The organism is Micromonospora psammae, assembly GCF_036902725.1.
In the GTDB taxonomy this organism is placed as follows: Bacteria; Actinomycetota; Actinomycetes; order Mycobacteriales; family Micromonosporaceae; genus Micromonospora.
The window spans coordinates 324,139-333,252 of the sequence record NZ_JBAKHM010000003.1 but is presented as its reverse complement, the minus strand read 5'-3'; the positions used below and the strand labels follow the sequence as shown (position 1 = coordinate 333,252).

Genomic DNA, 9,114 nt, shown 5'->3' with positions numbered 1-9,114 from the left:
GTACGGCGTCCTGGGCCTCGCCGTCCTGCGCCAGCGTCCGCCGGTGGTTTCGTACGTCCCGTCGCTTTGTCCCTGAGCTTTTGTCCCGATTTTGGCAGCCGCTGAATTGGCGTGTGACAGTTGCCGACGAGCCGGACAGGTAAGGGGCATGGACAATCAAGAAGAGCCGAGATGAGCCGCGCTGACGCGAGCGCCCGGGAGGAGCGCTTCCGTTCTCTGCACGTCGAGACATATGCCGACCTGCTGCGCTTCGTCGAGCGGAGGGTCCCGGTCACCGAGGCTGAGGACATCGTCTCGACGGTCTTCCTGACGGCCTGGCGGCGCTTCGACGAGTTGCCGGACGATGCTCGACCGTGGCTGTTCGCGGTGGCCCGCAAGACCATGGCCAACCAGACGCGGGGATGGCTGAGGCGCCAGGCCCTGGACGTCCGGCTGGTGTCGCTGGAGGCGGGCGAGGTGTCCGACGACACCGCGGGTGCCGCGGCGCGAATCGACCTGGAACGCGCCTGGCGGTCTCTACGCCCCGCGGACCGCGAGGTTCTCGCCCTGGTCGCGTTCGACGGATTGACCGCCGAGCAGGCGGCCACCGTGCTCGGCTGTCGCCGGTCGACCTTCGCCATGCGGCTCGGCAGGGCCCGGCAGCGGCTGCGGGCCGTTCTGGAACCGGCCGCAACTGTCCCCTCTTCGTCCTTCCGCCCTCACGAGTTCAAGGAGCAGCAGTCATGGAGCCGAGCATGAACGACGACCTCCAGCAGCTGGCCGTGCTCGACCCGGCGCGCGGCCGCACACCAACCCAGATGGAATGGACCCGTTCGAAGGCGTCCATCGAGCGGTTGATGGCCGGTCAGGCTGCGGCGACGTCGGCTCGTCGGCCGGTGAAGCGTCGGTTGGTGATGGGTCTGGCCGCGGTGGCGGCGGGGGCGGCTGCGGTGGTGGCTGTGCCGGCGTTGCTGCCGGGGGCGGCGGAGAAGGCGATGGCGGCGTGGACGCCGACGCCTGGTTCGTTGACCGGTGCTCAGGTGCTGCCGCAGGCTCGGGAGTGCGCGGGCAGCGACGTGGGGGGCAGTTCGTCGGCGGTCAAGGCGGAGGATGTGCTCCTGGCCGAGCAGCGGGGGCTGGCGACGCTGCTGATCATGAAGAAGAGCAGCGGCGTGATCGTGGAGTGCCTGAGCGCGGGCGACGGCGACCAGTTGGCCTCGATGGGGCTGGCCGACGGTCCGCTGCCGGTGGTGCCGGCGGGCAAGGTGGACCTGCAGACGATGAGTTCCATGGGTGACGGCGACGAGCAGTTGTCGAACATCGTGGGTCTGGTGGGCCCGGAGGTCACCCGGGTGGACGTGGCCCTGGACAACGGCAAGGTCTTCCAGGCCAGTGTGAAGTCCGGTTGGTGGGCGGCCTGGTGGCCGGGTTCTGAGGGTGGCGAGGTCGACCGCCTGACGGTGACCGTGCACACCGCCAAGGGAACGACCAGCTACCGTCCTTCCGAGCTGGCCTGACCTGACCCGGCTGCGGCGGCCCTCCCCGGCCGCCGCAGCCGGACCTTCACCACTGCCTGTCTTCGACCCGCCCTCCTGGGGCGCGGGCGCCGCAGCCCGGTGTGCCACGTCGAACGGACCTTGAAGCAGGTTCGGGCGCTGGCGACCTACGTCCGTTGGCTGCCGAAGACCGCCCGCGCGGCGTCGTCGGCCAGCTTCTACGGCAGGCCGCCGACAAGCACCCCGGCTAGTGCCCCGTCATGCAGCCTTGAACGGGTAATCGGGGTGGCGGATCTTGGAGCCTGCGGCGAATCCGGATTTCGGTCTGGCGCGTTGGTTGAGCCAGCGGATGTAGTCGCCGATGGCGGCGTCCTGCTCGGGGTGGCTGCGGTGGTCGGTGCCGTTGAGGGCGAAGTAGCGCACGGCAGCGAACTCGGCCTCGATCCAGTTCAGCCACGACGCGTAGGTCGGTAGGAACACCAGCTCGACGCGGTTGGTCGCGCACCAGGCGCGGACCTCGGGGTGCTTGTGCGGGGAGAAGTTGTCCAGGATCAGGTAGAGGCGCTGGTCGGGCCAGCGGTGGCGCAGGGTCTTGAGGAAGGCCAGGAACTCGCGCCAGCGTTTGCGGTCGCGGATGCGGTAGTGCAGCTTCCCGGTGGCCAGGTCGAGGCCGGCGATCATGTGCCGAACGCCCTGGTCGCGGGTGTAGGTGGCCCGCAGCCGTACCGGTTGGCCGTGGGGTCGCCAGGAGCGGCCGGGGCGGGGTTGCAGGTTCAGCGGCCCGAACTCGTCGACGCAGAGCACCCGGCCGTCCGCGGGTGGCTGGTCGTAGAGGTCCAAGATCCGGCGCATCTTTGGCGTGAAGTCGGGGTCGATGCTGGCCTTCCACGTCTTGGTGGCCTGCCACGACACACCCCGCTCGTGCAGGATCCGCCGGGCGGTCTCGACGCTGACCGTGGTGACGTAGCCCGCCTCGATCAGGTAGTCACGCAGCTTCGACAGGGACCAGCAGGAGAAGGGTTTGCCGAGGAAGCGGGGGTCGCACCGGGCGATGACGCAGATCCAGGCGCGGGTCTGCTCATCGATCCGTCTCGGTGCGCCCCCGCTCCGTTTTGGGTCCAAGGCGTCGAACCCCCGCTCGTTGAACGCGTGGATCACGTCACGGACGTAGTCCTCGCTGGTCTTGAGCGAATGAGCGATGTCCGGGGCCGGCTGCCCCTGGGCGGATATCAGCACCACGATCGCCCGCCGCAGCTTCACCGGATCCTTCGCGGTCCGACCGATGCGCTGCAACCGCTGACCCTCGGCCATCGACACCTGCCGGACGAACACCTCCGGGCGTCTGCCCACCGGGCACCACCTCCCACCGTGAACGATGAGAGGCAGCTTGCCCGACACGTCCTCAGAACCGACGGATTACAGGATCAACTTCGTCGTCCTGGGCGTCGCTGATGGGGTCGTAGAGGTCGGGGTAGCGCAGGACGTCGGGGCCTTCGTCCCAGTCGAGGCGGTCGGGCCATTCGCGGTACTCGGCGATGGGTGATGGCGCGGGTGGCACGGCGGCGTGCACTCCACCAGAACATGGCTTACACAGGTACTAGACTAAACAAGGTACCTGTCGTAATCTCCATGCGTGAATCAGATCCACGACCCGCAACTGCTCAAGGGCGTGCTGTCACCGCTGCTGCTGTGGCTGCTCGCCGAGCGGGAGTCCTACGGCTACGAGTTGGTGCAACGCCTGCGCCAGATCGGGCTTACCGGGATCGCCGACGGCACTGTCTATCCGGCACTCGCCCGACTGGAACGCGAAGGCCGGGTCAGCACCCGCCTCGTCGCCTCCCGCTCCGGCCCCGCCCGCAAGTACTACCGGCCCACAGACGACGGCTACGCCGCCCTCACCGAGAGCACGGGGAACTGGCTGTCGCTGACCGAGATCGTAAGCCCGGTGCTCGCCCGCCCGGTTCCACCCCAACCCGCGCCACCCGCAGAGGAGAACTGACATGGACCGGCCCACCCACACCGAACTGCGCCTGGCCGACCGGCTGCGGATCGAACGCGCGGTCTGGACCCTCAACGCCCACCTCGACAACCTGCCCAACCGTGCCAAGCGGGCCAGGCGGCGCGAGACCCGGGCCAACCTCTACGCCGCCGCGGCCGAGGTGGGCGCGGCCGAGGCGATCCGAGGCCTCGGCGACCTGCGCCGGCTGGCGGCCGAGTACCGCACCGCCGAGTACGGCGAAACCGGCCCCCAGCCCTCATACTCGGGCGCAGTGGTCGGCCTGCTGCTGGTCCAAGTAGCCGCCAGCGCCTTCATGCAAGGCGGCACGCACGCCTTCGTCGCTGGCCTGCTCGCCGCCGCCCCGGACGCCACCGGCACCTTCCAGTGGTCGGGCATCCCCTACCTGACCGCCCCCGTCACCGTCACCGCCGTCGACGGCACGCAACGCACCGCTGGAGGCGCATTCACCTCGCTGTTCTACCTGCTCTGGCTGGCCGCGTTCGTCCTCGGCGGACGGCTGTGGCGACTCCTGCCGACCTGGCGCCGCTGGCGGGCAGGAGACGCCGCCGCACCGGCACCCGGTGTGTAGTGCCCAGTCGCGTTGTTGACGCGGCGGGACTGTCAAGTTATCGGCTCTGTCTCACTTCGGTGTTGGCGGCCCGCCCACTGGCCGCGCGCCCGACCCTGGCTCGCCCACTGGCCTCCCGGTAGTAAGCGGCCCAAAACCAACGACAACGCTGGTCAGAGCCGATGCATCACACGGTGATGGCCACTCGTGGTGGCAGCCGGTTGACCAGCGTTGCTGTTGCTTTGGGGCTGAAGCTACTTCTGACGCTACTCATCGGAAGCGGCCTGTCCAACACCGAGATCGCGGCACAGCTGTCGATCAGCGTGGCCACGGCCAGGTCATACGTCACCCGGCTGCTCACCAAGCTCACCGCCCGCGACCGCGTCCATCTAGTGCCTCGTCTTTGGCGCCAGACCGAAATCCGGATTCGCCGCAGGCTCCAAGATCCGCCACCCCGATTACCCGTTCAAGGCTCCATGACGGGGCACTAGCCAAGGTCCCAGCTAGTTTGTCCCTGGTTACGCCCGATGATCTCTTTCCGGCGTCTCGCAGTTCGGAGGCGGTGCGTCAGCTGGTTGGCCGCCAGGGACTCGAACCCTGGACCTATGGATTGCCGGCGAGCCGGCCGGATCGGGTGGGATGCGAGGTCATCCGGTCTGTTGTCGCGCGTCTCGGTCCGGTTCGGCTGGCACGGTTGCTGTACTTCGCTGTGAGGTCGCAGGGTTTGCTGTACTTCCCCGTCGTACGGCACTGGGGTCATGGCATCTACTCGTGCCACCACACCTCAAGAAGATGAGCCGCGCCTGCTCGACGGGCTCGCCAAGCCAAGCGCTGATCGAGCTTGCTCACCTGCGCTCGAAGGTCGCGGGCGGCGGGAGCCGACAGCATCAGCATGACGTTCTCCAGACTCCTGCGTCCGAAGTCGGTCGGGCCGCAGCAGTCGCATCCGTCGTAGAACTCTCCCGCATCTCCAACAAGTGCGACACGATCCAATGTTCTTGTGGGCCCTCGAACGAAGCGTCCCCATCGCTCCCAGGCAGCTTGCACGTCTCCTGGGCAGAGCCGGCTTCGCTCCAAGCGCGAGATCTCTGTGACGGTGCCGCTGGAGAGTCCAGGAATCCTGGAAGTCATCTTCGACGCCCGTGCTCCGACATGCTCGCGACGAAGGCTGTTGGGCCGCCTACGCGGCATGGCTCCTTAGATCGGTCATCCCGCCATGATGATCGATCGCGAGCGCCGCTGCAACGGTCAGGAGCTGACCATGATCGTCGTGCCGGTGGCCGCGTGATGCGGCTACTCGATGGTGTGGAGCGCGCCTTCGGCGAGCACGTGCGCCGCCTTGATCCCGTCGGGCACACCGGGAGCCTTCAGCCACTCCGGCTCCAGATGGTCGGCCCAGCCGACGATCTCCGTCGCGAGTGCAAGCGCCTGCTCGTTGCGGCCGTGCACGAGTTCCAGGGCGAGCCGCACGTACGCGCCCTGCTGCGTCCCGTCGAGTTCGGCGGCCAGGGCGGCGATCCGGTCGGCGGCCCGCACCCCGTGATCAGGATGTTGCGCGGCGAGGACGGCGAGCACGAACCGAATCCCCTGCGGCTCGGCGTCCCACCGGTCCAGCAGCACTGGAATCTGGTCGCCGACGGTCCGGAAGACCTCCTCCGTCCAGGCGCCCGGCTGGAGCGGCTCCCCCTCGTCCCGGGCGAGCTCGGCGAACCCGATCAGGTTGTCGTTGCGGCGGCCACCGGCGACCATCAGCCACAGGTAGAGATCGCGGCGCTGCGGCGCCGGCACCACGTCCGCGACGATCAGCTCAGTCAGGAACGGCAGCATCGGGGCCGTGGCCTCGTAGCAGTCGCCCTGGTGCAGCAGGTTGTCGCCGAACAGCTCGTCGAGGACCTCGTCCCATTCCTGCGTCCCGCCCGCCAGCTCGCGTAGGAGGTCGGGCACGTCGTCGGCGGAGCCGTGCGCGTGCTCCAGATCGGCCCACGGCACGTCGTCGAGCCCCGTCAGCTTCACCGTCCCAGGCGCGGAGGAGTCCGGCGTGAGCGCCAAGGGCTCCAGGGGCGGCGCCGGGACGATGGTGACCTCCGGGACCGGTGGACGCGCCTTGGTGCCGATCACCTCGATCGGGGCGGTCCAGGTGCGATGCTCGGCGATCCGGCTGACGTCGAACCGGCTGCCACCACGGGGCCGTCCGCGGTGCGCTCGCGCGATCGCCGCCGCTTCGCCGCTCACCGCCTCGATTTGCCGGTGGCCCACGGTGTCGACCGGATAGGGGCCCTCGTCGAGCGCCATCACCAGCCAGCCGCCGTCCCGATGCGGGCGGGCGAGGACGCGCGGGAATCCGTATGCCGCGAGCTCCTCAGCGGACGCCTGTGCGGCTGCCTCGTCCGGCACGACGAAGTCGTGCATACCTGCCATCGCGCTCCAGCCCGCCACGCGCACGTCTCCATCCTGCCGCCGATGCTTCTGCCGCCTGCCAGCCTGCCAGTTCGGCCGTCCCGGTACGCCCGGCGGCCCCCGATCACAAGCCTCGGCGGTCGCGTCCAGAGCCATAGATCGGCTCCTGAGCTATCCGCCGAAGTTGGGTGACCCCTGCCCTGCAGAGGCGGCTCAGAGACACTGGAAGTTGCCGACGAGCGGTAGCGGCACCCGCTGGGTCACGATCGCACCGGCGGCTGTGCCGGTTCCGAATCCGCTGGGCGGCGATGCAGATCTCCCGGCACGCTCAGTTCGCCATCACCATGGAGATCTACACGGTGGTGTCGTCGGTGGCCACCCGCGACGCGCTCAAGCGGCTCGGCAGCGCGCTTGACCGGTGAACGGCCTACTGCTGTACGAGCCAAGATCACGGCCCAAGAGATCCACGAGGGGCCCTTGGCCTGCGGAAGAGTGGGCCGCCAGGGACTCGAACCCTGAACCTATGGATTAAAAGTCCACAGCTCTGCCATTGAGCTAGCGGCCCGCGCCCTCAGGCTACCGGACCTCGCCAGGCGATTCCTTCCGGCTTCCGGCCGCCCGTCGATGCCCGCGCGACCAGGACGTCCACGCATGCGCCCGAGCCTCTCGGCCATGGTCAACGAAGGCACGTCACGCCACGCTGGGGGTATGAGGACCTTCTTGCTGGCCGCCGCCACCGGACTCACCGGGCTGATGGCGGGGCTTTTCTTCGCGTACGCCTGCTCGGTCATGCCGGGCCTGGCCGCGGTCGACGACCGGACGTTCGTGGGGACCATGCAGTCGATCAACCGGCGGATCCTCAACGGCTGGTTCCTCGTGGCGTTCCTCGGCGCGGCGTTGCTGATCGGGGTGGCGGCCGCGCTGCACCTGACCGTGGGCGGTCCGGTGCTCGCCTGGACGGTCGCGGCGCTGGGCTGCTACGGGGCCACGCTGGTGATCACCATGCGTTTCAGTGTGCCGCTGAACGAGCGGCTGGACGCGGCCGGGCCGGTGGATCGGATCGCCGACCTGCGGGCGGTGCGGGAGAGCTTCGAGTCGACGTGGGTGCGGTGGAACCTGCTCCGCACGGTCACGAACGTCGCCGCCTTCGCCTGCCTGGTCGCCGCGCTGCTGTCCCGGCGAACCTGATTCCGGGCATGGGAGGTCGTTCGGGGGGAACCAGGGACGGCATGAGGATGAGCGGTACCCCGGCCGTCGCGGCGTCCGGCGAGGAGATCGGGTCGGACGGCGTACGGCAGCCCGGCGGCGAGGTGCACGCCTGGCGGCCCGGCCAGAACTCCACGGTGTGCGGGCTCCAGCTGAGCCGCACCCGGCTGCGACGCTTCCCGCACGTGCCGTTCGACTACACCTCGACGGACGTGCTCACCGAGGCCGACCCGGTCGGCTCCATCTGTCCGCGCTGCCTGGCCGCCACGCAGGGCCGCCGCGGGCGGGAGAGGAGCTGGGTGCGCCAGTCACCCCGCCCCTGACCGTCGGGGGTTGGAGTGCGGTCCAGCGGGTACCGCAGCCCGCATGCGGATCGTCATCGTGGGGGCCAGCGGCAACGTGGGGACGGCGCTGCTGCGCCGGCTGCGCCCGGAGTCGGGGCTGGAGCTGGCCGGCGTGGCGCGGCGACTGCCCGGCCCGGACGCCGGTGAGCCGTACGACCAGGTGGAGTGGCACTCCTGCGACATCGGGGCGCCGGCCGCGGTGGGCAAGCTCGCCGAGGTCTTCGCGGGCGCGGCGGCCGTCGTGCACCTGGCCTGGCAGATCCAGCCCAGCCACGACCAGCGCACCCTGTACCGGACCAACGTCGGCGGCAGCCGCGCGGTGATCGACGCCGTCGTCCGGGCCGGCGTTCCGGCCCTGGTGTACGCCTCGTCGGTCGGCACCTACGCGCCCGGCCCGAAGGACCACCCGATCAGCGAGCGCTGGCCGGCGACGGGGGTGCCCGGGTCGTCGTACAGCCGGGACAAGGCCGAGGTCGAGGCGATGCTCGACGAGGTCGAGTCCGAGCATCCCGCGCTGCGCGTGGTGCGGCTGCGGCCGGGGCTCACCTTCCAGCGGGACGCCGGCACCGAGATCACCCGGTACTTCCTGGGGCCGTTCGCCCCCGTCCGGCTGCTGCGCTACGGGCGCATCCCGCTCGTACCCGCCAACCGCCGGCTGCGGATGCAGGCGGTGCACGCCGACGACATCGCCGACGCGTACGCGAGGTCGGTCCTGGGTGACGCGCGCGGCGCCTTCAACATCGCCGCGGACCCGGTGCTCACCCCGGAGCTGGTGGCCCGCGAGTTCAAGGGCTGGACGGTGCCGGTGGCCGCCCCGGTGCTGCGCGCCGCCGCGCTGCTGACCTGGCGGTTCCGCCTCCAGCCGGTCGACGTCGGCTGGGTGGAGCTGGCCCTGAACGCGCCGCTGATGTCCAGCGAACGCGCCGAGACCGAACTGGGCTGGCACCCGAAGGTCGACGCCGTCACCGCCCTGCGGGACCTCTTCGCCGGCATGGCCCACGGCGCCGGCACCACCGGCCCGCCCATGTCGGACGCCAACGACCTCCCCGGCCGCCCCGGCGGCCTGCTGAAGGCCCGCACCCCCGGCCACGGCAACCCCTACTGAGGTACGCCCTTCCGCCCGCG

The 9,114-nt window shown here is 70.0% G+C and carries 12 protein-coding genes and 1 tRNA gene; 8 read left to right on the top strand and 5 right to left on the bottom strand.

What is annotated here, in order from left to right:
* Positions 1-171 precede the first annotated feature (171 nt).
* A complete protein-coding gene (locus V6U79_RS07720; RefSeq protein ID WP_334529033.1) occupies positions 172-738 on the top strand; it encodes an RNA polymerase sigma factor in 567 nt (188 codons plus the stop codon).
* Positions 723-1,496, top strand: a complete 774-nt coding sequence (locus V6U79_RS07715) for a hypothetical protein (protein ID WP_334614052.1) — start codon at positions 723-725, stop codon at positions 1,494-1,496. Before V6U79_RS07720 ends, V6U79_RS07715 begins: the two co-directional genes overlap by 16 nt.
* A 237-nt stretch (positions 1,497-1,733) precedes the next feature.
* On the opposite strand, the gene V6U79_RS07710 is transcribed toward V6U79_RS07715, so the two are convergent.
* Positions 1,734-2,825, bottom strand: a complete 1,092-nt coding sequence (locus tag V6U79_RS07710; RefSeq protein ID WP_334614051.1) for an IS630 family transposase — start codon at positions 2,823-2,825, stop codon at positions 1,734-1,736.
* Positions 2,826-2,877: 52 nt separating this feature from the next.
* Complete coding sequence (locus V6U79_RS07705) at positions 2,878-3,045, bottom strand: hypothetical protein (RefSeq protein WP_334614049.1); 168 nt, start codon at positions 3,043-3,045, stop codon at positions 2,878-2,880.
* 63 nt (positions 3,046-3,108) lie between these two features.
* On the opposite strand from V6U79_RS07705, the gene V6U79_RS07700 reads away from it, so the two are divergent.
* Both V6U79_RS07700 and V6U79_RS07695 read left to right on the top strand, forming a co-directional pair.
* Positions 3,109-3,474, top strand: coding sequence for a PadR family transcriptional regulator (locus tag V6U79_RS07700; protein ID WP_334614048.1), 366 nt, complete (start codon positions 3,109-3,111; stop codon positions 3,472-3,474).
* Position 3,475: 1 nt separating this feature from the next.
* The gene (locus V6U79_RS07695) at positions 3,476-4,063 is read left to right on the top strand and encodes a hypothetical protein (RefSeq protein WP_334529021.1); all 588 of its coding nucleotides are present in this window, start codon (positions 3,476-3,478) and stop codon (positions 4,061-4,063) included.
* A 166-nt stretch (positions 4,064-4,229) separates the two neighbouring features.
* Here the strand turns inward: V6U79_RS07695 and V6U79_RS29770 are convergent, their stop codons facing one another.
* The gene (locus V6U79_RS29770; protein WP_442933754.1) at positions 4,230-4,403 is read right to left on the bottom strand and encodes a hypothetical protein; all 174 of its coding nucleotides are present in this window, start codon (positions 4,401-4,403) and stop codon (positions 4,230-4,232) included.
* Between V6U79_RS29770 and V6U79_RS07690 the strand changes: the two genes are divergently transcribed.
* A complete protein-coding gene (locus V6U79_RS07690; protein ID WP_442933753.1) occupies positions 4,366-4,533 on the top strand; it encodes a hypothetical protein in 168 nt (55 codons plus the stop codon). The two genes, V6U79_RS29770 and V6U79_RS07690, sit on opposite strands and share 38 nt — an antisense overlap.
* 802 nt (positions 4,534-5,335) lie before the next feature.
* Here the strand turns inward: V6U79_RS07690 and V6U79_RS07685 are convergent.
* Positions 5,336-6,484 (bottom strand): hypothetical protein, encoded by a 1,149-nt coding sequence (locus V6U79_RS07685; RefSeq protein ID WP_334614046.1) that lies wholly within the window; start codon positions 6,482-6,484, stop codon positions 5,336-5,338.
* 448 nt (positions 6,485-6,932) lie between these two features.
* Positions 6,933-7,004 (bottom strand) — tRNA-Lys (locus V6U79_RS07680).
* 143 nt (positions 7,005-7,147) lie between these two features.
* On the opposite strand from V6U79_RS07680, the gene V6U79_RS07675 reads away from it, so the two are divergent.
* From V6U79_RS07675 to V6U79_RS07665, 3 genes are read left to right on the top strand one after another with little or no spacing between them, the layout of a single operon-like run.
* Positions 7,148-7,627: an anthrone oxygenase family protein gene (locus V6U79_RS07675; RefSeq protein WP_334614045.1), complete on the top strand. Its 480-nt coding sequence runs from the start codon at positions 7,148-7,150 to the stop codon at positions 7,625-7,627.
* Positions 7,628-7,674: 47 nt separating this feature from the next.
* Positions 7,675-7,968 (top strand): hypothetical protein, encoded by a 294-nt coding sequence (locus V6U79_RS07670; RefSeq protein WP_334528983.1) that lies wholly within the window; start codon positions 7,675-7,677, stop codon positions 7,966-7,968.
* 43 nt (positions 7,969-8,011) lie between these two features.
* Positions 8,012-9,094 carry an NAD-dependent epimerase/dehydratase family protein gene (locus tag V6U79_RS07665; protein ID WP_334528981.1) on the top strand — a complete coding sequence of 361 codons (1,083 nt, stop codon included), beginning with the start codon at positions 8,012-8,014 and terminating at the stop codon, positions 9,092-9,094.
* Positions 9,095-9,114: the final 20 nt, after the last annotated feature.

Coding starts and splice junctions, on each gene's coding strand:
- V6U79_RS07720 (WP_334529033.1), top strand. CDS start 172: ATGAGCCGCGCTGACGCGAGCGCCCGGGAGGAGCGCTTCCGTTCTCTG.
- V6U79_RS07715 (WP_334614052.1), top strand. CDS start 723: ATGGAGCCGAGCATGAACGACGACCTCCAGCAGCTGGCCGTGCTCGAC.
- V6U79_RS07695 (WP_334529021.1), top strand. CDS start 3,476: ATGGACCGGCCCACCCACACCGAACTGCGCCTGGCCGACCGGCTGCGG.
- V6U79_RS07675 (WP_334614045.1), top strand. CDS start 7,148: ATGAGGACCTTCTTGCTGGCCGCCGCCACCGGACTCACCGGGCTGATG.
- V6U79_RS07670 (WP_334528983.1), top strand. CDS start 7,675: ATGAGCGGTACCCCGGCCGTCGCGGCGTCCGGCGAGGAGATCGGGTCG.
- V6U79_RS07665 (WP_334528981.1), top strand. CDS start 8,012: ATGCGGATCGTCATCGTGGGGGCCAGCGGCAACGTGGGGACGGCGCTG.